The organism is Pseudomonas sp. HR1 (assembly GCF_030175875.1).
GTDB classification, from domain to species: domain Bacteria; phylum Pseudomonadota; class Gammaproteobacteria; order Pseudomonadales; family Pseudomonadaceae; genus Chryseomonas; species Chryseomonas oryzihabitans.
The window spans coordinates 466083-492138 of record NZ_JASNRF010000004.1; the positions used below are offsets into that span (position 1 = coordinate 466083).

The window sequence follows — 26056 nt, forward strand, 5'->3', positions numbered from 1 at the left end:
AGAAAATGGCTGACGCTCTTACCAACGCACCCGTCCCGACGACCCAACCTGCGGCTGAAGACAAGCCCAAGAAGTCGCTGCTGGGTCTCAGCTTTCTCGACAACCTGTCCGACATGCCGCTGCTGCGGCAGATGGGGCTGCTGATCGGCCTGGCCGCCAGCGTCGCCCTGGGTTTCGCCGTGGTGCTCTGGACCCAGCAGCCGGACTATCGGCCGCTGTACACCAGCATGAACGGTCTCGACGCCAACCAGGTGCTGCAGGCCCTGGGCGCGGCCGACATCGGCTACAAGGTCGATCCGAATTCCGGTGCCCTGCTGGTCAAGTCCGATGACCTCGGCCGGGCGCGCATGAAGATGGCCGCGGCCGGCATCACCGCCTCCGATGGCAACGTCGGCTTCGAGCTGCTGGACAAGGAGCAGCCGCTGGGCACCAGCCAGTTCATGGAAGCGGCCAACTACCGTCGCAGCCTGGAAGGCGAACTGGCCCGGACCATTTCCAGCCTCAACAACATCAAGGGCGCCCGGGTGCACCTGGCGATCCCGAAGAGTTCGGTGTTCGTTCGTGACGAGCGCAAGCCGAGCGCCTCGGTACTGGTAGAGATGTACCCTGGCCGTACCCTGGATGCCGGTCAGGTCATGGCCATCATCAACCTGGTCGCCACCAGCGTGCCGGAACTGGACAAGTCCCAGGTCACCATCGTCGACCAGAAGGGTCAGCTGCTGTCCGACCAGCAGAATCTTTCCGAGCTGTCGATCGCCGGCAAGCAACTGGACTACACCCGCAAGATGGAAGGCTCCCTGACCCAGCGCGTGCAGAACATCATGCAACCGGTGGTGGGCAATGGCCGCTTCAAGGCCGAGGTGGCCGCCGACGTGGACTTCAATGCCGTGGAGTCGACCTCCGAGCAGTTCAACCCGGATCAGCCGGCGCTGCGGAGCGAGCAACAGAACAGCGAACAGCGTCAGACTTCCGGCGGCGGCGCCCAGGGCGTGCCGGGGGCCCTGTCCAACCAGCCGCCCGGTCCGTCCTCGACCCCGGAAAAGGCCGGTGCCCAGGGTGGCGGTGCGAACTACATCGCTCCCGGCCAGCCGCTGCGCGACGCCAATGACCAGTTCATCTACGACAGCAAGACCAGCCTGCCGGCGACCCTGCCGTACCCGACCGACAAGCGTGAGCAGAACACCCGCAACTACGAACTGGACCGCAGCATCAGCTACACCCGTCAGCAGCAGGGTCGTCTGCGTCGGCTTTCCGTCGCCGTGGTACTGGACGACCAGGTCAAGGTCGATGCCGCCGGCAAGGTCAGCCACCAGCCCTGGACCACCGAAGACCTGGCTCGCTTCACCCGTCTGGTGCAGGATGCCGTGGGCTTCGACGCCAGCCGTGGCGACAGCGTGAGCGTGATCAATGCGCCCTTCGCCCCGGTGCAGCAGGAAGAGATCGAGAGCATTCCCTTCTACCAGCAGCCCTGGTTCTGGGGTGTGGTCAAGCAGGCCCTCGGCGTCCTCTTCATCCTGGTGCTAGTCTTTGGGGTGCTGCGTCCGGTGCTGAAGAACCTGTCCGGCGGCAACACCAAGGACGCCGCTGCCCTGGCCGCTGCCGGTGGTGCCGGTGCCCTGGGTGCCGGCGGTCTGGATGGGCTGTCGGACGATCTGGCCGACGACAAGGTGAGCCTGGCCGGTCCTGCGCCGCTGTTGCTGCCCAGCCCCAGCGAGGGTTATGACGCTCAACTGACCGCCATCAAGCAGCTGGTCAACGATGATCCGGGCCGTGTCGCCCAGGTAGTGAAGGATTGGATCAATGGCGACGAATGACGCGCAACTTTCCAAGGTCGAGAAGGCCGCGATCTTCCTCCTGTCGCTGGGTGAGGCCGATGCCGCGCAGATCCTGCGCCACATGGGACCCAAGGAGGTACAGAAGGTCGGTACCGCCATGGCGCAGATGCGCAACGTCAACCGCGAGCAGGTCGAGCGGGTACTGGGCGACTTCATCGAGGTAGTGGGCGACCAGACCAGCCTGGGCGTGGGCGCCGACGGCTACATCCGCAAGATGCTCACCCAGGCCCTGGGCGAGGACAAGGCCAGCGGCCTGATCGACCGCATCCTGCTGGGCGGCAACACCAGCGGCCTGGACAGCCTGAAGTGGATGGAGCCGCGGGCGGTGGCGGACGTGATCCGCTACGAACACCCGCAGATCCAGGCCATCGTGGTGGCCTATCTGGACCCGGACCAGGCGGCCGAGGTGCTCGGTCACTTCGATCACAAGGTGCGCCTGGACATCGTCCTGCGCGTTTCCTCGCTGAACACCGTGCAACCGGCGGCGCTCAAGGAGCTGAACCTGATCCTGGAGAAGCAGTTCTCCGGCAGCGCCAGCACCACCCGTACCGCCCTAGGCGGCGTCAAGCGCGCCGCCGACATCATGAACTACCTGGACAGCTCGGTCGAAGGCCCGCTGATGGATGCGATCCGCGACGCGGACCAGGATCTGTCGGGGCAGATCGAGGACCTGATGTTCGTCTTCGACAACCTGGCCGACGTCGACGACCGCGGCATCCAGGCGCTCCTGCGCGAGGTGTCTTCCGATGTGCTGGTGCTGGCGCTCAAGGGCGCCGACGACGGCATCAAGGAGAAGTTCTTCCGCAACATGTCCAAGCGCGCGGCCGAGCTGCTGCGCGACGACCTGGAAGCCAAGGGGCCGGTGCGACTGTCCGAGGTGGAGGGCGCGCAGAAGGAGGTCCTCGCCGTGGCTCGTCGCATGGCCGATGCCGGCGAGATCGTTCTGGGCGGCAAGGGTGGGGAGGAAATGGTCTGACGGCTTGCCGGGGTTGGCCTGTGCTTTGCTAATGTCTGCTCAGTAGCGGTTTTCTGACGGACAGGTAATGAGCAAAGAAGCGGCGAGCGAACTGATCAGGGCGCGGGATCTGGAAGCCTTCGATGTCTGGCGACTGCCGGCCTTCGACAGTTTCGACGAGCCCGAGGAGATCCCTGCGCCCGCGGCGGCAGAGCCCGAGCCCCAGCCGGAGCCGCAGATCGAAGAGGTGCCGGTCGAAGAGGTCCAGCCGATCACCCTCGAAGAGCTGGAGGCGATCCGCCAGGAGGCCTACAACGAAGGCTTCGTCACCGGCGAGCGCGACGGCTACCACGCCGGTCAGCTCAAGGCGCGCCAGGAAGCCGAGGCGGCGCTGACCGCCCGGCTGGCCAGCCTGGAAACCCTGATGAGCCATCTGCTCGATCCCATCGGCGAACAGGACCAGGCCCTGGAAGCCGGGATGGTGCAACTGGTCCGGCACATCACCCGCGAAGTCATCCAGCGCGAACTCACGCTAGACTCCAGTCAACTGGGTCAGGTGGTGCGCACGGCGCTGAAGCTGCTGCCCATGGGGGCCGAGAACATCCGCATCCAGGTCAGCCCCCAGGACTTCGAGCTGATGAAGGCCCTGCGTGACCGCCACGAGGAGAAATGGCGCATCCTCGAGGACGAGACCCTGATGCCTGGCGGCTGCCGGATCGAGACCGAGAGCAGCGTCATCGATGCCAGCATCGAGACCCGTCTGACCCAGGCACTGACGCAGCTGGCCGAACAGCAGCGTCACCAGGCGACCCAGCCCCAGGAAGCCGATCTGCACATCGACATCGAGGATGCCCCCCATGCGTCTTGAGCGTCTGAGTTTCGAACGCCGCCTCGGCGGTTACGATGAAGCCATCCGGGTCGAACAGCAGCCGGTGATCGAGGGCCGCCTGCTGCGCATGGTCGGCCTGACCCTGGAGGCCGAGGGCCTGCGTGCCGCCGTCGGCAGCCGCTGCCGGCTGATCAATGGCGGTGGCTACCAGCCGGTGGAAGTCGAGGCCGAGGTGATGGGCTTCAACGGCAACAAGACCTTTCTCATGCCGGTGGGCAGCCTCGCCGGTATCGCGCCCGGCGCCCGGGTGGTGCCGGTGCCGGATACCGGCCGTCTGCCCATGGGCATGTCCATGCTCGGTCGCGTGCTGGATGGCCTGGGCAATGCCCTGGACGGCAAGGGCCGCATGCGTGCCGAAGACTGGGTGCCGATGGACGGCCCCACCATCAACCCGCTCAAGCGCGAGCCCATCAGCGAGCCCCTGGACGTCGGCATCCGCAGCATCAACGGTTTGTTGACGGTGGGTCGCGGCCAGCGTCTCGGTCTGTTCGCCGGTACCGGCGTGGGCAAGAGCGTGCTGCTCGGCATGATGACCCGGCTGACCAAGGCCGAGATCATCGTGGTCGGGCTGATCGGCGAACGGGGCCGCGAGGTGAAGGAATTCATCGAGCACATCCTGGGCGAGGAGGGCATCAAGCGGGCGGTGGTCGTGGCCTCGCCGGCGGACGATGCGCCTTTGCTGCGCCTGCGTGCGGCCATGTACTGCACCCGCATCGCCGAATACTTTCGCGACAAGGGCAAGAACGTGCTCCTGCTGATGGATTCCCTGACCCGCTATGCCCAGGCGCAGCGGGAGATCGCCCTGGCCATCGGCGAGCCGCCGGCGACCAAGGGCTATCCGCCGTCGGTGTTCGCCAAGCTGCCGCGGCTGGTGGAGCGGGCCGGCAATGCAGAAAAAGGTGGGGGTTCGATCACGGCGTTTTATACTGTGCTCTCGGAAGGCGACGATCAGCAGGATCCCATCGCCGACTCGGCGCGGGGCGTGCTGGATGGTCACTTCGTGCTGTCGCGGCGCCTGGCCGAGGAAGGCCACTATCCGGCGATCGACATCGAGGCGTCCATCAGCCGGGTCATGCCCCAGGTGGTCAGCCCGGAGCACCTGCGCAACGCCCAGCGCGTCAAGCAGCTCTGGTCGCTCTATCAGCAGGCCAAGGACCTGCTCAGCGTCGGTGCCTATGTGCCCGGCGGAAATGCCGAAACCGATCTGGCGATCGCTCGCTACGCCCCCATGCAGCACTTCCTGCGCCAGGGGCTGCGCGAGAGCGAATCTCTGGAGCAGAGTGCCGCCAATCTCCAAGCTGTGTTGGGAGGCTGATAGATCATGAAAGGCAGAGCCGAACGTCTGGGCCCCGTGGTGGAGATGAGCGAGCGCGACGAGCGTGACGCGGCCCAGCGCCTGGGGCAGTGCCAGCAGCAACTGGCCCAGGCCGAGTTCAAGCTCGGCGAATTGCAGCGCTATCGCGAGGATTACCAGCAGCGCCTGGTGGCCAATGGCAGCCGCGGCGTCACCGGCCAGTGGCTGATCGGCTATCAGCGCTTTCTCAGCCAGCTGGAAGAGGCTATCGGCCAGCAGGAGCGCAACGCCCAGTGGCACCGCGATGTGGTGGCCAAGGCCCGCACCCAGTGGCAGGAGCACTATGCGCGCCTCGAAGGCCTGCGCAAGCTGGTCGAGCGCTATCGCCAGGAGCAGCGCCTGGTCGAGGACAAGCGCGAACAGAAACAGATGGACGAATACGCCCAGCGGGCGCGCTCGACCTATATCTAGGCCGGGCCTTGCCCCTCGTCCCTTGTCTTAGCCAGTGAGAATGCCGATGTTTTCCTCCCATATCGATCCGGAAACGCTCGCCGCCCTGCGCGACTGCATGGAGGAGGAGTACGTCGACCTCATCGAAACCTTTCTGGTGGATTGCGAAGAACGTATCGCCGAACTCAAGCGCAGCGTGATCGGCGGCGATGCCGAACAGGTCCGCCAGCTGGCGCACAGCTTCAAGGGCAGTGCCGGCAACATGGGGGCCGCACCGCTGGCGGAGCTGTGCCGAGCCGTGGAGGAGGGCGCGCGGCGTCGGGCGACCACCGCCGAGCTGGCCATGGGGGTATCCGCCATGGAGCGCGAATTCGCCATCGTCCGCATCCTGTTCAAGGTCGAGCGGCAACGCTACGCGGGCTGACCTCGTCAAAGCGCTGGCGTTTAGGGCTGGCGCGCAACTTGCTAGTGATCCGAAAACCCGTCCGAAAACCCGTCCTTCGGAGTCCTCCATGGCCGTCGTGCCCGATTTCCTTCTGAACACCGCCACCTCGCCAGCCAGCACCGGCCGGGCGGCGGCCAAGACCCCTTCCCAGGATCGCCCGGCCGCGCAGGAGCGCTTCGCCGATGTCTTTGCCCAGGAGCAGCCGCGTGAGCCGGTGCGCAGCGAAAAGCCGCGTGACACCAGCGACAGCAAGGCCCCCAGCCAGGCGCGCAAGAGCGAATCCGGGCGTGCCCGTGATGGGGATGACCGGGTGAAACGCGCGGGCGATGACGACCGCACGGCGGACGCCAAGCCCGAGGCCGACAGCACCGCCAAGAGCGACGCGCCGTCGGCAACCACCGCCGACGACAGCGGCAAGACCTTGCCGGTGGCCCAGGGCGAAGACGCCAAGGCGCCGGTGGACGCGGTTCTGGATCCGCTGTTCATGTTCGGCATGACCGGCCAGTTCCCGCAGCCGGTAGCCACGCCTGTGGCAACGCCTCAGCTGCCCACCGGGACGGCCGCGGACGCCGCAGCCACCGCCACTGCCCAGGCCCTGGATCCGGCGGCGCTGCTGGGCGCTGCCGTGGCAACCGTAGCCCAGACGACCACCCCGGGTATCGGCGCGGGCGCCACGGCCACCCCGGCCAAGCCCGGCGAGCAGCAGACGACCGACGATGGTCTGGCACAGCTGCTGGGCCAGGTGCCCCAGGCCCAGGGTGACGCCGCCAAGCTCACCAGCAACGCCAACAACCTGGCGGCCACCCAGCTGCAAGGGCTGTTGCCGGCAGATGGCACGCCCGCCCAGGCGGCGGATCAGGCAGCCAGTGCGGCCCTGGCCGCGACCCTGGACAAGGGCGATGGTCAGGACGCGGCGGCCCCGAGCAAGACCGATGCCTTCGCCGACAAGCTCACCGCCCTGTCGCAGGCGCTCAGCAGTCCGGCGCAGACCGCTCGTCCGGTCACCGCTGCCGTACCGGGCCAGCCGCTCAATCCCCAGGCCGGCAACTTCAGCGAGGCGGTGGTCGACAAGGTCATGTGGATGTCCAGCCAGAATCTCAAGACCGCCGACATTCAGATGGAGCCGGCGCAACTGGGCAAACTGGAGGTGCGCATCGACATGACCCAGGACCAGACCCAGGTCACCTTCGCCAGTCCCCACGCCGACGTGCGCGAGGCGCTGGACAACGGCAGCCAGCGCCTGCGGGAGCTCTTCGCCCAGCAGGGCATGAACCTGGCCAACGTCAACGTCTCCGATCAGTCGTCCGGCCAGGCCTGGCAGCAGTCCCAGCAGGGCGCTCAGCACGAGAGCTCGCGCCGGAGTCGCGGGGGTGTCGCAGGGGATGGCGCGGACGAAGCGGTGGCGAATGTCGCCGAAACCCGCGGCTCGGCGACCCTCGCCGCGCGCAGTCTGGTCGACTACTACGCCTGACAGGCCAACGGCTCCCAGGTGACAGCCTGGGCCGCACCTGCTATATCCCCTTCGTATCAATAGGTTAGCTGCGTCACCCAACAGGGGTGACGAGCCGCACAGGATTCGGTCGAACACTTATGGCGAAGAAGCAGGCGCCCGCGGCAGAGGGCGCAGCCGCGGAAGGCAAGGGCAAGGGAAAGCTCAAACTCATCATCATCATCGTCGTGGCCCTGCTGCTGGTCATAGGCGCTTCGGTGGGTGCGACCTGGTTCCTGCTCGGCAAGAAAAGCGCCGAGCCCGAGCACGCCGCGCCGGCCGCTCCGGCGGCACCGGTGCATCTGGCCGCGGTCTACCAGGCGCTGGTGCCGGCCTTCGTGGTCAACTACAACGCCGACGGTCGCCAGCGCTACATGCAGGTCACGGTGACCCTGATGGGGCGCGACCAGGCGCAGATGGATGCGCTCAAGGCGCAACTGCCGCAGGTCCGCAACCAGCTGGTGATGCTGTTTTCCGGGCAGGACTTCAATAGCCTGCTGACGCCGGTAGGCAAGGAGATGCTGCGCCAGCAGGCCACCAGCAAGGTTCAGGAACTGGCGAAGAAACTGACCGGCCAGACTGCCATCGAACAGGTATTGTTCACCAATCTCGTCCTGCAATAGGTAACGCCATGGCCGTGCAAGATCTGCTCTCTCAGGATGAAATCGATGCCCTGCTGCACGGGGTCGACGATGGCATCGTCGAGACCGAGACCGATGCCGAGCCGGGCACCATCAAGGGCTATGACCTCACCAGCCAGGATCGCATCGTCCGCGGACGCATGCCGACCCTGGAAATGATCAACGAACGCTTCGCCCGCTATACCCGGGTCAGCATGTTCAACCTGCTGCGGCGCTCGGCGGACGTCTCCGTGGGTGGGGTGCAGGTCACCAAGTTCGGCGAGTACATCCACTCGCTGTACGTGCCCACCAGCCTCAACATGGTCAAGATGAAGCCGCTGCGCGGTACCGCGCTGTTCATCCTCGATGCCCGTCTGGTATTCAAGCTGGTGGATAACTTCTTTGGCGGCGACGGGCGTCACGCCAAGATCGAAGGTCGTGAATTCACCCCCACCGAGTTGCGCGTGGTGCGCATGGTGCTCGACCAGTGCTTCATCGATCTCAAGGAAGCCTGGGGCGCCATGCTCGACTGCCAGTTCGAGTACATGAACTCCGAGGTCAACCCGGCCCTGGCCAACATCGTCAGCCCCAGCGAAGTGGTGGTGGTGAGCACCTTCAACATCGAACTGGATGGCGGCGGCGGCGAATTGCACGTGACCATGCCCTATTCGATGATCGAGCCGATCCGCGAGATGCTCGACGCCGGCTTCCAGTCGGACGTGGACGACCAGGACGAACGCTGGGTCAAGGCCTTGCGCGAGGACCTGCTCGATGTGCGCGTGCCCCTGGAGGCGACGGTTGTCCGGCGCCAACTCAAACTCCGCGATATCCTCAACATGCAGCCCGGTGATGTGATTCCGGTGGAAATGCCCGAGGAGATGCTCATGCGTGCCAATGGCATGCCCACCTTCAAGGTCAAGATGGGCGCGCGCAAGGGCAACCTGGCCCTGCAGATTCTCGAACCAGTCAGCCGCGGCCGCTGAGCGACAACCGTTTTTTCCGTCCGGGCCCGGGCCCGGCGTAGCACGAGACCCAGACGATGGCAGACAACCCCGAAGAACAAGCCCTGGCGGACGAGTGGGCCGCGGCCCTGGCCGAAGCCGGTGACGCCAGTCAGGACGACATCGACGCCCTGATGGCCCAGGGTACCCAGGTCGAAGCCCCCAAGCCGCCCAAGGCGCCGGTGGAAGAATTTGGTCAGAGCAGTGGGGGGTTGGCAGTGAGCGGCATGGAAGGGCCCAACCTGGATGTGATCCTGGACATCCCGGTGACCATCTCCATGGAGGTCGGCCACACCGACATCTCCATCCGCAACCTGCTGCAACTCAACCAGGGCTCGGTCATCGAGCTCGACCGTCTGGCTGGCGAGCCGCTGGACGTGCTGGTGAATGGTACGCTGATCGCCCATGGTGAAGTGGTGGTGGTGAACGAGAAGTTCGGGATCCGCCTGACCGACGTCATCAGCCCCACGGAACGTATCAAGAAGCTGCGGTGATCAATGAAGAGTCTGCTCCTGCCGCTGGGTCTCCTGCCCCTGACCGCGCGTGCCGCCGAAGCCACCTCGCCGGGGCTGGATGTGGGGGCGCAGGTCGGCCAGTTGCTGCTCGGTCTGCTGTTGGTGATCGCGCTGATTCTCGGCCTGGCCTGGCTGGTGCGCCGGGTGCAGCAGCAGGGTCCGCGCGGCCAGCAGGTGATCAAGGTCATCTCCACCCAGCACCTGGGCCCGCGCGAGCGGCTGGTGCTGGTTCAGGTCGGCCAGGAGCAGTTGCTGATCGGTGTCGCCGGCGGACGGATCACGCCGCTGCACAGCCTGCGCGAGCCGGTGCGACCGGGCGAGACCGAGGCGCCGGCGCCGGAATTCGCCCAGCGCCTGCTGGAACTCATCAGCCGCGATCCCAAGGCGAAACCATGATCTCTTCGCGTCTCCCGGCCAACCTCGGGCGCACCCTGGGCTGGCTGCTGGGCCTGGCCGTGCTGCTGTTCGCGCCCCTGGCGCTGGCGCAGCAGGCCGGACAGGCCAATCCGCTGTCGATCCCGGCCATCACCTTGAGCACCAACGGCCAGGGGCAGCAGGAATATTCGGTCAGCCTGCAGATCCTGCTGATCATGACGGCGCTGAGCTTCATCCCGGCGTTCGTCATGCTGATGACCAGCTTCACCCGCATCGTCATCGTCTTCGCCATCCTGCGCCAGGCGCTGGGCCTGCAGACCACGCCGTCCAACCAGGTGCTGGTGGGCATGGCGCTGTTTCTCTCGCTGTTCATCATGGCGCCGGTGTTCGATCGCATCAACACCACCGCCGTGCAGCCCTATCTGAACGAACAACTCAGCGCCCAGGACGCCATCGCCCGGGCGCAGGTGCCGATGAAGGACTTCATGCTGGGGCAGACCCGGCAATCGGACCTGGACCTGTTCATGCGGCTGTCCAAGCGCACCGATATCCCCAGCGCCGACCAGGCGCCCTTGTCGATCCTGGTGCCGGCCTTCGTCACCTCCGAGCTCAAGACCGCCTTCCAGATCGGCTTCATGATCTTCATTCCCTTCCTGGTCATCGACCTGGTGATCGCCAGCGTGCTGATGGCCATGGGCATGATGATGCTGTCGCCGATGATCATCTCCCTGCCGTTCAAGCTGATGCTGTTCGTGCTGGTGGATGGCTGGGCGCTGATCATGGGTACCCTGGCCAGCAGCTTCGGCACCGTCTAGCGGTGCCCCCTTTGCGTGGAGAAGCGAAATGACCCCTGAAGTCGCCGTCGATCTGTTCCGCCAGGGTCTCTGGCTTACCGCGCTGCTGGTGGCGGTGCTGGTGGTGCCGAGTCTGATCGTCGGTCTGATCGTGGCGGTCTTCCAGGCGGCGACCCAGATCAACGAACAGACCCTGAGCTTTCTGCCGCGGCTGATCGTCACCCTGTTGACGCTGATCGTGCTGGGACCCTGGATGGTCCGGCAACTGATGGAATTCATCCAGACCTCGGTCGCCAACATCCCGCGGCTGATTGGCTAGCCCATGCTCGCCCTCAGCGACGCCCAGATCGGCGGCTGGGTCGGCAGCTTCCTGTTTCCGCTGTTCCGCATCGCCGCGCTGCTGATGACCATGCCGATCATCGGCACCACCCTGGTCCCGGTGCGGGTGCGGATGTATTTGGCCCTGGCCCTGAGCCTGGTGCTGGTGCCGACCCTGCCGCCGATGCCACAGGTGGATGCCATCAGTCCCCAGGCGCTGCCGCTGATCGTCGAACAGATCCTCATCGGCGCGGTGATGGGGTTCAGCCTGCAGCTGTTCTTCCATGTCTTCGTGGTGGCGGGGCAGATCATCTCGACCCAGGCGGGTCTGAGCTTCGCCTCCATGATCGACCCGGTCAACGGCGCCTCGGCCCCGGTCATGGGCCAGTTCTTCACCATGCTGGTGACGCTGCTGTTCCTGGCCATGAACGGCCATCTGGTGGTGTTCGAGATCCTCGCCGAAAGCTTCGTTACCCTGCCGGTGGGCGATACCCTGAGCGTCGAGCACTTCTGGCAGGTCGCCGGGCGGCTGGGCTGGGTCATGGGCGCCGGCATCCTGCTGGTGCTGCCGGCCATCACCGCGCTGCTGGTAGTCAACATCGCCTTTGGCATCATGACCCGCGCCGCGCCGCAGCTGAACATCTTTTCCGTCGGCATGCCGCTGATCGTGGTGCTGGGCATGGTCATCGTCTGGCTCGGCACCGCCGACATCCTCTCCCACTATGAAAGTCTCGCCAGCGAGGCGCTGCAATGGCTGCGCGAACTCGCCCGAGCCCGCTAGGAGATATGCCGCATGGCTGAATCCGATGGCGAAGACCGTACAGAAGACCCCACAGAGAAACGCAAGCGTGATTCCCGGGAGGAGGGGCAGCTCCCGCGATCACGCGAACTCGGCACGGTGGCGGTCATGCTTTCGGGGGTCGGCGGCCTGCTGATGTACGGCGCCTTCCTGGGCGGCAAGCTGCTGGAGGTAATGCGCAGCAATTTCTCCCTGCGGCGCGAAGAGGTCATGGACGAACGCTTCATGGGCACCTTTCTGCTGGCCTCTGGCAAGGCGGCGATGATCGGGATGCTGCCGATGATCGCCTTGGTGGTGATCGCCGCCATCGTTGGCCACATCGCCCTGGGTGGCTTCCTCTTTTCCGGCAAGATGCTGGCGCCCAAGCCGAGCCGGATGAATCCCATGTCCGGCATCGCCCGGATGTTTTCCAAGAATTCCCTGGTGGAATTGCTCAAGGCCCTGGGCAAGTTCTTCATCATCCTCGGCGTGTCGGTGCTGGTGCTGATGAGCGAGCGCACGGCCCTGTTGCAGATCGCCAAGCTGCCGACCGAGCAGGCGCTCCTGCACAGCATGCAGGTGGTGGGGCATGCCACCCTGCTGCTGGCCCTGGGGCTGCTGATCATCGCCGCGGTGGACGTGCCCTTCCAGATCTTCAGCAATCGCAAGAAGCTGATGATGACCAAGCAGGAGATCAAGGACGAATACAAGGACGCCGAGGGCAAGCCCGAGGTCAAGGGCAAGATCCGCCAGATGCAGCGGCAGATGGCCCAGCGTCGGATGATGGCCGAAGTGCCCAATGCCGATGTGGTCATCACCAACCCGACCCACTTCGCCGTGGCGCTCAAGTACGACGCGGCCAAGGGCGGGGCGCCGGTGCTGGTGGCCAAGGGCAGCGATTTCACCGCGCTGAAGATCCGCGAGATCGCCCAGGAACACCAGGTCTCGCTGCTGGAATCGCCAGGGCTGGCGCGCGCGGTGTATTTCTCCACCGAGGTGGATCAGGAGATTCCGGCCGGACTCTATGTGGCCGTGGCTCAGGTCCTGGCCTATGTCTATCAGCTCAGGCAATTCCGGGCCGGACGCGGGCGCAAGCCCAAGCTGTCCGATCTGCCCATCCCGCCGGATCTGCGGCGGGATGAGGAGGGGAAGGCGCCTACTTGATGACGCCGCAGGCGACGCGTGCGCCGCCACCGCCCAGCGGCTTGGGCTGGTCGGCGTAGTTGTCGCCACCGGCATGCACCATCAACGCATGGCCCTTGAGCTCTTCCAGGCGCTTCAGGCGGGGCGCCAGCACCGGCTGGGTGGCCTGGCCGTCGGCGGTCACGTAGAGCGCCGGCAATTCGCCCAGGTGGCCGTCGTCCGACCAGGGCGCGCTATGCTTGCCGGTGTTGCGCGGATCCAGATGGCCGCCCGCCGCGCCGCCCGCGGTCAGGGTGCCGTTCACCTCGGCCGCGCCGCAGTTGGGCTTAGTGTGAACGTGGAAGCCATGGATACCGGGCTCCAGGCCCTTGAGATCCGGCGTGAAGACCAGACCGTACTTGGAGCGGGTCACCTGCACGCTGCCGACACTTTCGCCCACACCGTCGGTCGTGACCTTGTTCAGCGGGATCGTCAGGGATTCGGCTGCCTGGGCGGTGCCGACCAGGCAGGTGGCCAACAGGGTCGCGGTCCAGATTTTCATGGTGATGTTCCTCGGATAGGCGCGCTAGCGCGGGTCCCTAGACAGACTCATGGCCTCCGCCCACGGTTCAGCCGACGAGTCCGGCGATCCGTAACCAGTCCTGTATCACCTCTCGGAAAACCTCGCTGATTCAAGGTCTTGAGCAGTTGGCCCGGAGCTTGCTCAAGCCCCTGCGAACAGTGCGCTGCGTCAACTTTCCGTGACGACGGCACCGGCAAGCGAGGAATGGGTGTGAAAGTCGACAAATCCATGATGATGGGCAACATGCGCGGTCTGGCTCGCGGCAACCTGGGCGTGCCGCTGGCCGTCCTGGCGATGCTCGCCATGATGACCCTGCCGATGCCGCCGTTCCTGCTGGACGTGCTGTTCACCTTCAACATCGCCCTGTCGATCGTGGTCCTGCTGGTCAGCGTCTACGCCCTGCGGCCGCTGGATTTCGCGGTCTTCCCGACCATCCTGCTGGTGTCGACCCTGCTGCGCCTGGCGCTGAACGTGGCCTCGAGCCGCGTGGTGCTGTTGCACGGCCAGGACGGTCACGACGCCGCGGGCAAGGTCATCCAGGCCTTCGGCGAGGTGGTGGTCGGCGGCAACTACGTGGTCGGTGCGGTGGTGTTCGCCATCCTCATGATCATCAACTTCGTGGTGGTGACCAAGGGTGCCGGCCGCATCTCCGAGGTGTCGGCGCGTTTCACTCTGGACGCCATGCCCGGCAAGCAGATGGCCATCGACGCCGACCTGAACGCCGGCATCATCGACCAGGCCGAAGCCAAGAAGCGTCGGACCGAAGTGGGCCAGGAAGCCGACTTCTACGGTTCCATGGACGGTGCCAGCAAGTTTGTCCGTGGTGACGCCGTCGCCGGTCTGCTGATCCTCTTCATCAACCTCATCGGCGGCATGGCCATCGGCATGGCCCAGCACGGTCTGCCGTTCGGCGAAGCGGCGCGCATCTACGCCCTGCTGACCATCGGTGACGGCCTGGTCGCCCAGGTTCCCTCGCTGCTGCTGTCGGTCGCCGCAGCCATCATGGTCACCCGGGTGTCCTCTGCCGAAGACATGGGTCAGCAGGTCAATCGTCAGATGTTCGCCTCGCCCAAGGCGCTGGCGGTCTCGGCTTTCATCATCATCGCCATGGGCCTGGTGCCGGGCATGCCGCACCTGCCGTTCCTCGGCCTGGGTGGCGCCGCCGCTGCCGGTGCCTGGCTGATCTACAAGCGTCAGCGCCAGGCGAAGCAGACCGCCGAGGTCGAAGCCAAGAAGCAGCAGGACCTGGCTCCCGTGCAGCGTCCGGCCGAGGCCAAGGAGCTGGGCTGGGACGACGTCACCCCGGTGGACATGGTCGGTCTGGAAGTCGGGTACCGGCTGATCCCCATGGTCGATCGCAACCAGGGTGGCCAGTTGCTGGCGCGGATCAAGGGCGTGCGCAAGAAGCTGTCCCAGGACCTCGGTTTCCTCATGCCGTCGGTACACATCCGCGACAACCTGGACCTGCTGCCCAACGCCTATCGTCTGACTCTTATGGGCGTCAGCGTGGCCGAAGCCGAGATCTATCCCGATCGCGAACTGGCCATCAACCCCGGTCAGGTCTATGGCTCCCTCAACGGCGTCGCCGCCAAGGATCCGGCATTCGGTCTGGAGGCGGTCTGGATCGACGTCACCCAGCGCGACCAGGCCCAGTCCCTCGGCTACACCGTGGTCGATGCCAGCACCGTGGTCGCCACCCACCTCAACCAGGTGCTCTTCAAGCACGCCCACGAGCTGATCGGCCACGAGGAGGTCCAGCAACTGCTGCAGGTACTGGCCAAGAGTTCGCCCAAGCTGGCCGAGGAGCTGGTGCCCGGCATCGTCTCCCTGTCGACCCTGCTCAAGATCCTCCAGCAACTGCTGCAGGAGCAGGTCCCGGTCCGCGACATCCGTACCATCGCCGAAGCCATCGCCAACGTCGGTCCGCGGAGTCAAGATCCCGCCGCCATCGCCGGTGCCGTACGGGTCGCCTTGTCCCGCGCAATCGTCCAGAACATCGTTGGAATGGAGCCTGAGCTGCCTGTTATCACCCTTGAGCCAAGGTTGGAACAGATGTTGCTAAGTAGTATGCAGAAGGCCGGTCAAGGCGCCGAGGACGGCATGTTCCTCGAGCCTGGCATGGCTGAAAAACTGCAGCGTTCCCTCATCGAGGCAGCGCAGCGTCAGGAAATGATGGGTAAGCCAGTGGTGCTGCTGGTAGCCGGTGCGATCCGCGGGATGATGTCCCGCTTCGCGCGGATGGCGGCGCCGAACATGAGTGTACTGGCCTACCAGGAAATTCCGGACAACAAGCAGGTCACCATCGTCGCTACCGTTGGCCAGAATGGCTGAGGTCTAGATCATGCAAGTCAAACGTTTCTTCGCCGCCGATATGCGTCAAGCCATGAAGCTGGTACGCGACGAGCTGGGCCCGGATGCCGCCATCCTCAGCAACCGCCGGGTCGCCGGTGGTGTCGAGCTGACCGCGGCGCTGGACTACCAGGCTCCGGCACCGGCCGCGCCCAACGCGGAGCTGCAGGCGGAGTTGCGCAAGACCCATGCGAAGATCGCCCAGGCCCATGCCGACCTCAGCATCCGCGCGCCGGGCGTGCCCTCGGCCGCACCCAAGGACAAGCAGCTGCTCGGCGCCATCAGCGCCGCCGACAGCCGTCGCGAGCCGGTGATCGCCCCGCCGCGTGCGCCCCAGCCGGCCGCTGCCGCCCCTGCCGCCAGCGCCGCGCCGGAAGACCGTCGCGCCCTGGAAGCCATGCGCAGCGAGCTCAGCGGTCTGCGTGAACTGCTGGAAGTCCAGCTCGGCTCCATGGCCTGGACCCAGGTGCAGTCCACCCGTCCGCAGCAGGCCGGCCTCTGGCGTCGTCTGCAGCGCATGGGTCTGCCGGCCGATCTGGCCCGCCACCTGCTCGACAGCGTCGCCAAGATCCAGGACCCGCGCCATGCCTGGCGCATGCTGCTGGCCAACTTCGCCCAGCTGGCCAAGACCACCGACGCCAAGATTCTGGAGGAGGGCGGTGTCGTCGCCTTCGTCGGTCCGGCCGGAATGGGCAAGACCACCACCCTGGCCAAGCTCGCCGCCAGCTACGTGCTCAAGTACGGTCCCCAGAGTCTGGCGCTGGTCAGCATGGACAGCTTCCGCATCGGTGCCCAGGAGCAGATCAAGACCCTCGGCCGTATCCTCGACGTGCCGGTGACCCTGGTCGACCCGGGCCAGTCCCTGGCCCAGGCGCTGGCACCCCTGGCACGCAAGCGCCTGGTGCTGATCGACACCGCGGGCATGCCCGCCAATGATCCGGCGCTCAAGGTGCAGCTCGAAGCCCTGGCCAACCGCCAGCTGAAAATTCGCAACTATCTGGTATTGGGTGTCACCAGCCAGAGCCAGGTGCTCAAGGCGGCCTACCACAGCTATCGGCGCTGCGGCCTGAGCGGCTGCGTGCTGACCAAGCTGGACGAAGCCGCCAGTCTCGGCGAAGCCCTGGGTCTGGCCATCAGCCAGCGCCTGCCGGTGGCCTACATCGCCGACGGCCCGCGCATCCCGGACGACCTGCATCCGGCCCGCAGCCACCAGCTGGTGAGCCGCGCGGTGAGCCTGCAGGCCCCCGAGGAACCGAGCGAAGAAACCATGGCGGGCATGCTTGCCGGCCTGTATCAGAGCAATGCCCGCCGCGCCGGTTAGCGCAGACGAACGGTAGTGGTGCATCGCATGCCTGGGCACGCCAAATGCACTTGGTCTAAAGTGTGACGGATTTCAATCAAAGGTATCAGGCAATGGGTAGCATGCATCCCGTCCAAGTCATAGCGGTCACGGGCGGTAAAGGCGGTGTCGGCAAGACCAACGTGTCGGTCAACCTGGCCTTGGCCCTGGCCGATATCGGGCGGCGCGTCATGCTGCTCGACGCCGACCTGGGCCTTGCCAACATCGACGTTCTGCTCGGCCTGTCGCCCAAGCGCACCCTGGCCGACGTCATCTCCGGCGAGTGCGAGCTGCGCGACGTGCTGCTGCACGGCCCGGGCGGCATCCGCATCGTCCCGGCGGCCTCGGGCACCCAGGCGATGGTCAATCTGACGCCGGCCCAGCACGCCGGTCTGATCCAGGCCTTCAGCGACATCAGCGAAAACCTCGACGTGCTCATCGTCGATACCGCGGCCGGCATCGGCGACCAGGTGGTCAGCTTCGTTCGCGCCGCTCAGGAAGTCCTGGTGGTGGTGTGCGACGAGCCCACCTCCATCACCGATGCCTACGCCCTGATCAAGCTGCTCAATCGCGACCATGGCGTCACCCGTTTCCGGGTCCTGGCGAACATGGCGCTGACGCCCCAGGAAGGTCGCAATCTCTTTGCTAAGCTGACCAAGGTGACCGACAGATTCCTGGATGTCGCCCTCCAGTATGTGGGCGCCATTCCGTTCGACGAGGCGGTGCGCAAAGCCGTGCAGAAACAGCGCCCCGTGTTCGAAGCCTTTCCGCGTGCCAAGGCCTCGCTGGCCTTTCGTGCGGTAGCTCAGAAAGTCGATGGCTGGCCGTTGCCCGCCAATCCGCGCGGCCATCTCGAGTTCTTTGTCGAGCGCCTTGTGCAACCAGCCATCGGTACCCACGCATGACAGCATCCAGCGGGCTTCGCATGTACAGCAAAACCTCGGAACGTACCCAGCAGGAGCAACTCATCAACCGCTATGCGCCGTTGGTGAAACGCATCGCCTACCACCTCCTGGCGCGACTGCCGGCCAGTGTGCAGGTCGAGGACCTGATGCAGGCCGGCATGATCGGCCTGCTGGAGGCCTCGCGCAAATATGACGCCGGCAAGGGCGCCAGCTTCGAGACCTACGCCGGCATCCGCATCCGCGGCGCCATGCTCGACGAGGTCCGCAAGGGCGATTGGGCACCACGCTCGGTGCACCGCAACACGCGCATGGTCACCGACGCCATTCGCGCGGTGGAAGCGCGCACCGGTCGCGACGCTAAAGATTCCGAAGTCGCGGCCGAACTTAAATTGAGTCTGGATGAGTACTACGGCATCCTTGGCGACACCATGGGGAGTCGCCTGTTCAGTTTCGACGACCTCATGGAGGGTGGTGAGCATGGGCTCGAGGAGAGCGGTTCGCATGAACTCGAACCCGGTCGCGGTCTGGAGGACGAGCGCTTCCGCAAGGCCCTGGCCGACGCCATCGCCAATCTTCCGGAGCGTGAACGTCTGGTGCTCTCGCTGTATTACGACGAGGAACTCAACCTCAAGGAAATCGGCGAGGTGCTGGGCGTGAGCGAGTCACGCGTCTGCCAACTTCACAGTCAATGCGCGGCACGCCTGCGGGCGCGGCTGGCGGAATGGCGTTCGCGTTAACCGGCTGGTACTCAGGCTACTACGATTGCTTAGACGCGCCTTGCGGCGTGTGTGCGGATTAGGACGGAGGTCGACTTGGACAAGAACATGAAAATCCTCATCGTGGACGATTTTTCCACGATGAGACGCATCATCAAGAATTTGCTGCGCGATCTGGGATTCACCAATACCGCCGAAGCGGACGACGGCAACACCGCGCTGCCGATGTTGCAGAGCGGCAACTTCGATTTTCTCGTCACCGACTGGAACATGCCCGGCATGACCGGCATCGACCTGCTGCGCCAGGTGCGCGCCGATGCGCGCCTGAAGACCCTGCCAGTGCTGATGGTGACCGCCGAAGCCAAGCGCGAGCAGATCATCGAAGCCGCTCAGGCCGGCGTGAACGGCTATGTGGTCAAGCCTTTCACCGCCCAGGTGCTGAAAGAAAAGATCGACAAGATCTTCGAGCGGGTGAACGGCTGAAGAAAGCCGCGGGGACGTTATGGATCAGCTTGGCTCCAACAGCTTCAGCGACTTCGAGTCGAATCTCAAACAGCACGCCCAAGAGCTGGTGAAATGCCTGGAAAGCGGCGATTTCACCCAGGCCGTGCACGTCATCAATGAACTCAACCAGTTGCGCGATCGGGGTCTCTACCAGGAAGTCGGCAAGCTGACCCGCGAGTTGCACAACGCCATCGTCAACTTCGAGATCGATCCGCGCGGCATGGCCGGCGAAGAGGTCTCCCAGATCAGCGATGCCACCGATCGTCTCTCCTACGTGGTGAAGATGACCGAGAACGCCGCCAACCGGACCATGGATCTGGTGGAGGAGAGCGCCCCGCTGGTAGGCAACTTCGGCGACGAAGCCCGCGCCGTGCATGCCGACTGGAAGAAGTTCATGCGCCGGGAAATGGGCGCGGACGAATTCCGCGAGCTGGCCAAGCGCGTCGACGCCTTCCTCAGTCACAGCGAGAGCAGCGCCGAGCAACTGTCGGCCAAGCTCAACGACATCCTCCTGGCGCAGGACTACCAGGACCTTACCGGTCAGGTGATCAAGCGCGTGGTCAATCTCGTCGGGCAGATCGAGAAAGACCTCGTCAAGCTGGTGATGATGGCCAGCCAGGTCGATCGCTATACCGGCTTCAGTCACGATCACACCGCGCTGATCGAACAGAATCGAAAAGAAAAGACGATGAAGGGTGAAGGTCCGCAGATTCATGCCGATAAGCGTGAAGACGTCGTGGCCGCTCAGGTCGACGTCGACGATCTTCTATCCAGTCTGGGCTTTTGACCCAGACCCTCTTGGGGAGTGCAGGAATGAGCTTCGACGCCGATGAAGAGATCCTCCAGGATTTCCTGGTAGAGGCCGGCGAGATTCTCGAACAGTTGTCCGAACAATTGGTCGAGCTGGAAAGCCGCCCGGATGACATGGATCTGCTGAACGCCATTTTCCGTGGCTTCCATACCGTAAAGGGCGGTGCCGGTTTCCTGCAGCTCCATACCCTGGTCGAGTGCTGCCATATCGCGGAAAACGTTTTCGACATCCTGCGCAAGGGTGAACGCCGCGTGGATGCCGAACTGATGGATGTGGTGCTGCAGGCACTGGATTCCGTCAACGAGATGTTCGGTCAGGTCCGTGAACGCGAAGAGCCGACCCCGGCCTCGCCCGAATTGCTGGCGGCCCTGGCCCGCCTGGCCGAGCCCGCCGGCAGTGCGCCGGCGCCGGCTCCGGTTGCGCCCGTGGCTGCCGCTCCGGCAGTGGTCGCGGAACCGGCTCCGGTCGCCGCTGCGGCGGCCGAGCCGGAATTGAGCGATGCCGATTTCCAGAATCTGCTCGATGCCCTGGGCAGCGAGCCGAGCGCGGCAGCGGAAACGCCGGCAGCCGCCGGTGGCGACGACATCACCGATGACGAATTCGAAGCCCTGCTCGACCAGCTGCATGGCAAGGGCAAGTTCCAGGAGGCGCCGGCCGCTGCGCCGGTTGCCGCTGCGGCCCCTGCCGCGGCCGCGCCCGGTGGCGACGACATCACCGACGATGAATTCGAGGCCCTGCTCGACGAATTGCACGGCAAGGGCAAGTTCGTCGCCAGCGAAGCCGCGGCACCCGTCGCTGCAGCCCCGGCCGCAGCGGCTCCGGCAGCCGCGGCGAGCGGTGACGAGATCACCGACGACGAATTCGAATCCCTGCTCGACGAATTGCATGGCAAGGGCAAGTTCAGTGGTCCCGCGGCAGCCGCGGAAGCGGTAGCCGCTCCGGTGGCCGCTGCGCCGGCACCGGTGGCCGCACCTCAGCCGGCGGCTCCCGCACCTGCGCCGAAGCCGGCGCCGGTGGCCGAGGCCGCGGTGCCCAAGCCGGCAGCCGCCGCGCCTGCCGAGCGTCCCACCAGCGAGGCGGAGACCACCGTGCGGGTCGACACCGCGCGGCTGGACGAGATCATGAACATGGTCGGCGAACTGGTGCTGGTGCGTAACCGCCTGGTACGCCTGGGCCTGAACAGCGGCGACGAAGCCATGGCCAAGGCCGTGTCCAACCTCGACGTGGTCACCGCCGATCTGCAGACTTCGGTCATGAAGACCCGGATGCAGCCGATCAAGAAGGTCTTTGGTCGCTTCCCGCGTCTGGTCCGCGATCTGGCGCGCAGCCTGAAGAAAGAGATCAACCTGGAACTGGTCGGCGAAGAAACCGACCTGGACAAGAACCTGGTCGAGGCCCTGGCCGATCCGCTGGTGCACCTGGTGCGCAATGCGGTCGACCACGGCATCGAAGGACCGGCCGAGCGTGAAGAGAACGGCAAGTCCCGCGCGGGGCGCGTAGTGCTCTCCGCCGAGCAGGAAGGTGACCATATCCTCCTGTCGATCTCCGATGACGGCAAGGGCATGGATGCGGATCTGCTGCGCAACAAGGCCGTGGAAAAAGGTCTGCTCGACCGCGACGCGGCCGATCGCCTGACCGAGACCGAGTGCTTCAACCTGATCTTCGCCCCGGGTTTCTCGACCAAGGCCGAGATCTCCGACATCTCCGGTCGCGGTGTGGGCATGGACGTGGTCAAGACCAAGATCAGCCAGCTCAACGGCACGCTGAACGTCTTCTCGACCAAGGGCCAGGGCTCCAAGATCGTCATCAAGGTCCCCCTGACCCTGGCGATCATGCCGACGCTGATGGTGATGCTGGGCAACCAGGCCTTCGCCTTCCCGCTGGTCAACGTCAACGAGATCTTCCACCTCGACCTGTCCCGCACCAACGTGGTGGATGGCCAGGAAGTGGTGGTGGTGCGCGACAAGGCGCTGCCGCTGTTCTACCTCAAGCGCTGGCTGGTGCCCAATGCGGCCCATGTGGAGCAGGGGGAGGGGCATGTGGTGATCCTCTCGGTGGGCACCCAGCGCATCGGCTTCGTGGTCGATCAACTGGTGGGCCAGGAAGAGGTGGTCATCAAGCCACTGGGCAAGATGCTGCAGGGAACGCCCGGCATGTCCGGGGCGACCATCACCGGCGACGGCCGCATCGCGCTCATCCTCGATGTGCCCAGCATGCTCAAGCGCTACGCCCGTCGCGGGCTCTGAGTCGGTCGGGTACGAGCGGCGTCGGGCCCGTGCCCGGCGCCATCGGGTGGCCTGCGCCGCCCAAGGTTAGGAGTTTCAACGTATGCCGGTAAAAGTACTGGTGGTGGACGATTCCGGCTTCTTCCGGCGTCGGCTCAAGGAGATCCTGGCGGCCGATCCCAACATCTCGGTGGTGGGCACGGCCAGCAACGGGCGCGAAGGGGTCGACCAGGCCCTGGCGCTGCGACCCGATGTCATCACCATGGACTACGAGATGCCGATGATGGACGGCATCACCGCGGTCCGCCACATCATGCAGAAGTGCCCGACCCCGGTGCTGATGTTCTCCTCGCTCACCCATGAAGGCGCCCGGGTCACCCTGGACGCCCTGGATGCCGGCGCGGTCGACTACCTGCCCAAGAATTTCGAGGACATCTCGCGCAATCCGGCCAGCGTGCAGAAGCTGCTGTGCGAGAAGATCCATCATATCGCCCGGTCCAATCGGCGCTTCGCCGTAGCGCCCAGCGTCGCGCCGGCAGCGCCCGCAAGCGCCGCTGCGGCGCCGGCCACGGCTCGCCCGGCAGCGCGTCCGGCTGCGCCTAGCGGCGCTGCAGCGGGTCATGCACCCGCCGCCCCGGCTTCGCCGCCGCCCAAGCGCAAGCACTATCGCCTGGTAGCCATCGGCACTTCCACTGGCGGGCCGGTGGCTCTGCAGCGGGTGCTCACCCAGCTGCCAGCCAACTTCCCGGCGCCTCTGGTGCTGATCCAGCACATGCCTGCCGCCTTCACCAAGGCCTTCGCCGAGCGCCTGGACAAGCTTTGCCGCATCAGCGTCAAGGAAGCCGAGGACGGTGACCAGTTGCGTCCGGGCCTGGCCCTGCTGGCACCGGGTGGCAAGCAGATGATGGTGGATGGCCGCGGCATGGTGAAGATCCTGCCCGGTGACGAACGCCTCAACTACAAGCCCTGCGTCGACGTGACCTTTGGCTCCGCGGCCAAGGCCTATGCCGACAAGGTGCTGGCGGTGGTCCTGACCGGCATGGGCGCCGACGGCCGCGAAGGCGCCCGGATGCTCAAGCAGGTCGGCAGCCAGGTGTGGGCCCAGGACGAAGCCAGTTGCGTCATCTACGGCATGCCCATGGCCATCGCCAAGGCCAATCTGGCCGACGCCATCTATGGCCTGGACGACATCGGCAGACACCTGACCGAGGCCTGTTCGTGACGGCAGGCGTTCTCCGGCCAGAAGGGCATTGAGCGTGGATGTTCTCAGTCTTATCGGCATCCTGCTGGCCTTTACCGCCATCATGGGCGGCAACCTGCTGGAGGGCGGCTCCTTTACCGCCTTGGCCAATGGCCCGGCGGCATTGATCGTGGTCGGCGGCACCCTGGGTGCCGTCCTGCTGCAGACCCGCCTGCCGGTGCTGCGGCGCGCCCTGACCATGCTGGCCTGGATATTCATGCCGCCGCGGCTGGACCTCACCGGCGGTATCCGCAAGGTGGTCAACTGGAGCAACGTGGCGCGCAAGGAAGGTCTTCTGGGGCTCGAGCCCCTGGTCGCCCGCGAAGCCGATCCCTATGCCGCCAAGGGCCTGCAGCTGCTGGTGGATGGCACCGAGCCCGAAGCCCTGCGCAGCATCCTCGAGGTGGACCTCTACGGCCAGGAAGACCGCGACATCGCCGCCGCCAAGGTCTATGAGGCCATGGGCGGCTATGCGCCCACGGTGGGCATCATCGGCGCGGTGATGGGCCTGATCCACGTCATGCAGAATCTTGCCGATCCCTCGCAACTGGGCAGCGGCATCGCCGTGGCCTTCGTGGCCACGATCTATGGTGTCGGCTTCGCCAACCTGCTGTTGCTGCCCGTCGGCAACAAGCTCAAGGCGCTGGCGCAGCAACAGTCCCGCTACCGGGAAATGCTGCTGGAAGGGCTGATGTCCATCGGCGAGGGCGAAAATCCCCGCTCCATCGAAATGAAGCTGCAAGGTTTTCTGGACTAGGAGGACGCCGCATGCCTCGTCGCCGCCGCCGTCCCGAAGAGCACGAGAACCACGAACGCTGGCTGGTCTCCTACGCGGACTTCATCACCCTGCTGTTCGCCTTCTTCGTGGTCATGTATTCCATTTCCTCGCTGAACGAAAGCAAATACAAGGTGCTCTCGGACAGCCTGTCGGGCATCTTCAGCCAGCCGGAGCGTTCGCTCAAACCCATCCCCCTCGGCGACCAGCGTCCCGCCGGCGTGACGCCGACGGTGATGGATGCCAGCGCCGCCCAGCCGGCCAAGGGTACCCCCAGCGATCCGCTGCAGCAGATCGCCGACAGTGTGCGGGCCACCTTCGGCGATCTCATCGCGGGCGATCAGCTGAACATCAAGGCCAGTGAGATGTGGCTGGAAATCGAGCTCAGCTCCAACCTGCTGTTTGCCAGCGGCGATTCCCTGCCGAGCAATCCCGCCTTCGGCCTCATGGAGAAGGTGGCCAAGATTCTGGCACCCTTCAAGAATCCGATTCAGGTCCAGGGCTACACGGACGACCGGCCGATCAGCACGGCGTTGTATCCCACCAACTGGGAGCTGTCGGCAGCCCGGGCCGCCAGTATCGTGCGCCTGCTGATCGGCAATGGTATCGCGCCGCAACGCCTGGCCGTGGTGGGCTATGGCGCCTATCAGCCGGTGGTCGACAACACCAGTGACGTCAACCGCGCCCGCAATCGGCGGGTGGTGCTGCTGATCTCGCGCAATCTCGATCTGTTCCGGCCGCAGAGTACCTTGCAAAATCCGTCGACTGGCACACAATCTGCAGCATCGCCTGGAGAACGGGCGCCCGGGGTGGCGCCTGTCAAATCTTCGTCGCCGGCCCCTACGCCGGCACCTTGACCCGGCTGGTCGTGTCGTCGGGAGGAAGTCTGCACATGAGAGTCTGGGCTGTCGCCAATCAGAAGGGTGGGGTGGGCAAGACCACCACCACCGTTGCCCTCGCCGGGTTGCTCGGCGATGAGGGCAAGCGCGTCCTGCTGGTGGATCTCGATCCCCACGGTTCCCTGACCAGCTATTTCGGTCAGGATCCGGACAGCCTCGAACACAGCGTGTTCGACCTGTTCCAGCACGGGGGTCAGGTTCCGGAAGGGCTGCCGCAGCGGCTGCTGCTGCCCACCAGCCATCCGCAGCTGTCCATGCTGCCATCCAGCACGGCCCTGGCCACCCTGGAGCGGCAGTCGCCTGGCCAGAGCGGCCTGGGGCTGGTGATCTCCAAGAGCCTGGCGCAGCTGTGGAACGACTTCGATCACGTGCTGATCGACAGTCCGCCGCTGCTCGGCGTCCTCATGGTCAATGCCCTGGCGGCCAGCCAGCATCTGGTGATTCCCACCCAGACCGAATTCCTCGCGCTCAAGGGGCTCGAACGCATGGTCAACACCCTGACCATGATCAACCGTTCGCGCAAGCAGGCGCTGCCCTACACCATAGTGCCGACCCTGTTCGACCGCCGCACCCAGGCCTCCATCGGTACGCTCAAGGTCCTGCGCAACACCTATCCGGCCCAGCTGTGGCAGGCCTTCATCCCCATCGATACCCGGCTGCGCGATGCCAGTCGCTCCGGCCAGGTGCCGTCGCGCTACGAGCTGAACAGCCGCGGCGTCATCGCCTATCGGGCGTTGCTGCGGCATCTGCTCGACGGTGCGCCCAGCAGCCAGGTCGCCTGATTCAAGTTTTCCACTCCGCCGGCCGATAGGCTGGACAACTCACTCACG

Annotated in this window: 27 protein-coding genes; 26 read left to right on the top strand and 1 reads right to left on the bottom strand. The window is 65.4% G+C overall.

The features are described from left to right. Positions 1-5: 5 nt before the first annotated feature. The 15 genes from fliF (at position 6) to flhB (ending at position 12922) form a co-directional block, all read left to right on the top strand. The gene (gene fliF, locus QKY98_RS17460; protein ID WP_027601686.1) at positions 6-1814 is read left to right on the top strand and encodes a flagellar basal-body MS-ring/collar protein FliF; all 1809 of its coding nucleotides are present in this window, start codon (positions 6-8) and stop codon (positions 1812-1814) included. Further along, entirely contained in the window at positions 1801-2811 is a 1011-nt protein-coding gene (fliG, locus tag QKY98_RS17465) for a flagellar motor switch protein FliG (RefSeq protein ID WP_007160384.1), read from the top strand. Before fliF ends, fliG begins: the two co-directional genes overlap by 14 nt. Positions 2812-2878: 67 nt before the next feature. Further along, a complete protein-coding gene (gene fliH, locus QKY98_RS17470) occupies positions 2879-3658 on the top strand; it encodes a flagellar assembly protein FliH (protein ID WP_027597980.1) in 780 nt (259 codons plus the stop codon). Further along, positions 3648-4994, top strand: coding sequence for a flagellar protein export ATPase FliI (fliI, locus tag QKY98_RS17475; protein ID WP_027601688.1), 1347 nt, complete (start codon positions 3648-3650; stop codon positions 4992-4994). Before fliH ends, fliI begins: the two co-directional genes overlap by 11 nt. Before the next feature lie 6 nt (positions 4995-5000). Beyond that, positions 5001-5444: a flagellar export protein FliJ gene (fliJ, locus tag QKY98_RS17480; RefSeq protein ID WP_027597978.1), complete on the top strand. Its 444-nt coding sequence runs from the start codon at positions 5001-5003 to the stop codon at positions 5442-5444. A gap of 46 nt (positions 5445-5490) precedes the next feature. Then, the gene (locus QKY98_RS17485; protein ID WP_042133002.1) at positions 5491-5847 is read left to right on the top strand and encodes an Hpt domain-containing protein; all 357 of its coding nucleotides are present in this window, start codon (positions 5491-5493) and stop codon (positions 5845-5847) included. Positions 5848-5935: 88 nt separating this feature from the next. Continuing rightward, on the top strand, positions 5936-7339 hold the full coding sequence (locus QKY98_RS17490; RefSeq protein WP_169853531.1) for a flagellar hook-length control protein FliK: 1404 nt from the start codon (positions 5936-5938) through the stop codon (positions 7337-7339). A 119-nt stretch (positions 7340-7458) separates the two neighbouring features. After that, on the top strand, positions 7459-7980 hold the full coding sequence (gene fliL / locus QKY98_RS17495; protein ID WP_027597975.1) for a flagellar basal body-associated protein FliL: 522 nt from the start codon (positions 7459-7461) through the stop codon (positions 7978-7980). Positions 7981-7988: 8 nt separating this feature from the next. Then, positions 7989-8960 carry a flagellar motor switch protein FliM gene (fliM, locus tag QKY98_RS17500; protein ID WP_007160377.1) on the top strand — a complete coding sequence of 324 codons (972 nt, stop codon included), beginning with the start codon at positions 7989-7991 and terminating at the stop codon, positions 8958-8960. Between the two features lie 56 nt (positions 8961-9016). Further along, positions 9017-9472 carry a flagellar motor switch protein FliN gene (gene fliN / locus QKY98_RS17505; RefSeq protein ID WP_007160376.1) on the top strand — a complete coding sequence of 152 codons (456 nt, stop codon included), beginning with the start codon at positions 9017-9019 and terminating at the stop codon, positions 9470-9472. Between the two features lie 3 nt (positions 9473-9475). Further along, positions 9476-9889 carry a flagellar biosynthetic protein FliO gene (gene fliO / locus QKY98_RS17510; RefSeq protein ID WP_027597974.1) on the top strand — a complete coding sequence of 138 codons (414 nt, stop codon included), beginning with the start codon at positions 9476-9478 and terminating at the stop codon, positions 9887-9889. Then, positions 9886-10683 carry a flagellar type III secretion system pore protein FliP gene (gene fliP / locus QKY98_RS17515; RefSeq protein WP_007160374.1) on the top strand — a complete coding sequence of 266 codons (798 nt, stop codon included), beginning with the start codon at positions 9886-9888 and terminating at the stop codon, positions 10681-10683. The genes fliO and fliP overlap by 4 nt, the downstream gene beginning before the upstream one ends. A 28-nt stretch (positions 10684-10711) precedes the next feature. Next, entirely contained in the window at positions 10712-10981 is a 270-nt protein-coding gene (gene fliQ, locus QKY98_RS17520; protein WP_027597972.1) for a flagellar biosynthesis protein FliQ, read from the top strand. 3 nt (positions 10982-10984) lie between these two features. Next, complete coding sequence (gene fliR / locus QKY98_RS17525) at positions 10985-11761, top strand: flagellar biosynthetic protein FliR (RefSeq protein WP_027597971.1); 777 nt, start codon at positions 10985-10987, stop codon at positions 11759-11761. Between the two features lie 12 nt (positions 11762-11773). Beyond that, positions 11774-12922 (top strand): flagellar biosynthesis protein FlhB, encoded by a 1149-nt coding sequence (gene flhB, locus QKY98_RS17530; protein ID WP_007160371.1) that lies wholly within the window; start codon positions 11774-11776, stop codon positions 12920-12922. Here flhB and sodC read toward each other — a convergent pair. Beyond that, complete coding sequence (gene sodC, locus QKY98_RS17535; protein WP_007160370.1) at positions 12915-13442, bottom strand: superoxide dismutase family protein; 528 nt, start codon at positions 13440-13442, stop codon at positions 12915-12917. The two genes, flhB and sodC, sit on opposite strands and share 8 nt — an antisense overlap. A gap of 225 nt (positions 13443-13667) precedes the next feature. Here sodC and flhA point away from each other — a divergent pair, with 225 nt between their 5' ends. The 11 genes from flhA to QKY98_RS17590 all read left to right on the top strand — a co-directional run bounded on the left by flhA (position 13668) and on the right by QKY98_RS17590 (position 26008). After that, the gene (gene flhA / locus QKY98_RS17540; RefSeq protein WP_027601690.1) at positions 13668-15794 is read left to right on the top strand and encodes a flagellar biosynthesis protein FlhA; all 2127 of its coding nucleotides are present in this window, start codon (positions 13668-13670) and stop codon (positions 15792-15794) included. Positions 15795-15804: 10 nt separating this feature from the next. Next, positions 15805-17133 (top strand): flagellar biosynthesis GTPase FlhF, encoded by a 1329-nt coding sequence (gene flhF / locus QKY98_RS17545; RefSeq protein ID WP_027597969.1) that lies wholly within the window; start codon positions 15805-15807, stop codon positions 17131-17133. Positions 17134-17225: 92 nt separating this feature from the next. Continuing rightward, the gene (fleN, locus tag QKY98_RS17550; protein WP_017642087.1) at positions 17226-18056 is read left to right on the top strand and encodes a flagellar synthesis regulator FleN; all 831 of its coding nucleotides are present in this window, start codon (positions 17226-17228) and stop codon (positions 18054-18056) included. Beyond that, on the top strand, positions 18053-18793 hold the full coding sequence (gene fliA, locus QKY98_RS17555; protein ID WP_027597968.1) for an RNA polymerase sigma factor FliA: 741 nt from the start codon (positions 18053-18055) through the stop codon (positions 18791-18793). The genes fleN and fliA overlap by 4 nt, the downstream gene beginning before the upstream one ends. 87 nt (positions 18794-18880) lie before the next feature. Then, positions 18881-19255, top strand: coding sequence for a chemotaxis response regulator CheY (locus QKY98_RS17560; protein ID WP_169853335.1), 375 nt, complete (start codon positions 18881-18883; stop codon positions 19253-19255). A gap of 19 nt (positions 19256-19274) precedes the next feature. Beyond that, on the top strand, positions 19275-20063 hold the full coding sequence (locus QKY98_RS17565; protein WP_007160364.1) for a protein phosphatase CheZ: 789 nt from the start codon (positions 19275-19277) through the stop codon (positions 20061-20063). Between the two features lie 26 nt (positions 20064-20089). Further along, a complete protein-coding gene (locus QKY98_RS17570; protein WP_042133010.1) occupies positions 20090-22333 on the top strand; it encodes a chemotaxis protein CheA in 2244 nt (747 codons plus the stop codon). Between the two features lie 82 nt (positions 22334-22415). Then, complete coding sequence (locus QKY98_RS17575; protein WP_027597966.1) at positions 22416-23534, top strand: protein-glutamate methylesterase/protein-glutamine glutaminase; 1119 nt, start codon at positions 22416-22418, stop codon at positions 23532-23534. Positions 23535-23568: 34 nt separating this feature from the next. Next, positions 23569-24309: a flagellar motor protein gene (locus QKY98_RS17580; RefSeq protein ID WP_108581215.1), complete on the top strand. Its 741-nt coding sequence runs from the start codon at positions 23569-23571 to the stop codon at positions 24307-24309. Between the two features lie 11 nt (positions 24310-24320). Next, positions 24321-25184 (top strand): flagellar motor protein MotD, encoded by an 864-nt coding sequence (gene motD, locus QKY98_RS17585; RefSeq protein WP_077172427.1) that lies wholly within the window; start codon positions 24321-24323, stop codon positions 25182-25184. A gap of 35 nt (positions 25185-25219) precedes the next feature. Then, a complete protein-coding gene (locus QKY98_RS17590; RefSeq protein ID WP_027597964.1) occupies positions 25220-26008 on the top strand; it encodes a ParA family protein in 789 nt (262 codons plus the stop codon). The last annotated feature ends 48 nt before the right edge of the window (positions 26009-26056 follow it).

Bases quoted from the DNA above. Each gene is read 5' to 3' on its own strand.
- fliP (WP_007160374.1), top strand. From the start codon at position 9,886: ATGATCTCTTCGCGTCTCCCGGCCAACCTCGGGCGCACCCTGGGCTGG.
- fliF (WP_027601686.1), top strand. From the start codon at position 6: ATGGCTGACGCTCTTACCAACGCACCCGTCCCGACGACCCAACCTGCG.
- fliN (WP_007160376.1), top strand. From the start codon at position 9,017: ATGGCAGACAACCCCGAAGAACAAGCCCTGGCGGACGAGTGGGCCGCG.
- fliI (WP_027601688.1), top strand. From the start codon at position 3,648: ATGCGTCTTGAGCGTCTGAGTTTCGAACGCCGCCTCGGCGGTTACGAT.
- fleN (WP_017642087.1), top strand. From the start codon at position 17,226: ATGGGTAGCATGCATCCCGTCCAAGTCATAGCGGTCACGGGCGGTAAA.
- flhB (WP_007160371.1), top strand. From the start codon at position 11,774: ATGGCTGAATCCGATGGCGAAGACCGTACAGAAGACCCCACAGAGAAA.
- QKY98_RS17485 (WP_042133002.1), top strand. From the start codon at position 5,491: ATGTTTTCCTCCCATATCGATCCGGAAACGCTCGCCGCCCTGCGCGAC.
- sodC (WP_007160370.1), bottom strand. From the start codon at position 13,442: ATGAAAATCTGGACCGCGACCCTGTTGGCCACCTGCCTGGTCGGCACC.
- QKY98_RS17560 (WP_169853335.1), top strand. From the start codon at position 18,881: ATGAAAATCCTCATCGTGGACGATTTTTCCACGATGAGACGCATCATC.
- QKY98_RS17590 (WP_027597964.1), top strand. From the start codon at position 25,220: ATGAGAGTCTGGGCTGTCGCCAATCAGAAGGGTGGGGTGGGCAAGACC.
- QKY98_RS17575 (WP_027597966.1), top strand. From the start codon at position 22,416: ATGCCGGTAAAAGTACTGGTGGTGGACGATTCCGGCTTCTTCCGGCGT.
- flhF (WP_027597969.1), top strand. From the start codon at position 15,805: ATGCAAGTCAAACGTTTCTTCGCCGCCGATATGCGTCAAGCCATGAAG.
- fliJ (WP_027597978.1), top strand. From the start codon at position 5,001: ATGAAAGGCAGAGCCGAACGTCTGGGCCCCGTGGTGGAGATGAGCGAG.
- QKY98_RS17565 (WP_007160364.1), top strand. From the start codon at position 19,275: ATGGATCAGCTTGGCTCCAACAGCTTCAGCGACTTCGAGTCGAATCTC.
- fliM (WP_007160377.1), top strand. From the start codon at position 7,989: ATGGCCGTGCAAGATCTGCTCTCTCAGGATGAAATCGATGCCCTGCTG.
- QKY98_RS17570 (WP_042133010.1), top strand. From the start codon at position 20,090: ATGAGCTTCGACGCCGATGAAGAGATCCTCCAGGATTTCCTGGTAGAG.
- fliG (WP_007160384.1), top strand. From the start codon at position 1,801: ATGGCGACGAATGACGCGCAACTTTCCAAGGTCGAGAAGGCCGCGATC.
- fliL (WP_027597975.1), top strand. From the start codon at position 7,459: ATGGCGAAGAAGCAGGCGCCCGCGGCAGAGGGCGCAGCCGCGGAAGGC.
- flhA (WP_027601690.1), top strand. From the start codon at position 13,668: ATGGGTGTGAAAGTCGACAAATCCATGATGATGGGCAACATGCGCGGT.
- QKY98_RS17490 (WP_169853531.1), top strand. From the start codon at position 5,936: ATGGCCGTCGTGCCCGATTTCCTTCTGAACACCGCCACCTCGCCAGCC.
- fliA (WP_027597968.1), top strand. From the start codon at position 18,053: ATGACAGCATCCAGCGGGCTTCGCATGTACAGCAAAACCTCGGAACGT.
- fliH (WP_027597980.1), top strand. From the start codon at position 2,879: ATGAGCAAAGAAGCGGCGAGCGAACTGATCAGGGCGCGGGATCTGGAA.
- fliR (WP_027597971.1), top strand. From the start codon at position 10,985: ATGCTCGCCCTCAGCGACGCCCAGATCGGCGGCTGGGTCGGCAGCTTC.
- fliO (WP_027597974.1), top strand. From the start codon at position 9,476: ATGAAGAGTCTGCTCCTGCCGCTGGGTCTCCTGCCCCTGACCGCGCGT.
- motD (WP_077172427.1), top strand. From the start codon at position 24,321: ATGCCTCGTCGCCGCCGCCGTCCCGAAGAGCACGAGAACCACGAACGC.
- fliQ (WP_027597972.1), top strand. From the start codon at position 10,712: ATGACCCCTGAAGTCGCCGTCGATCTGTTCCGCCAGGGTCTCTGGCTT.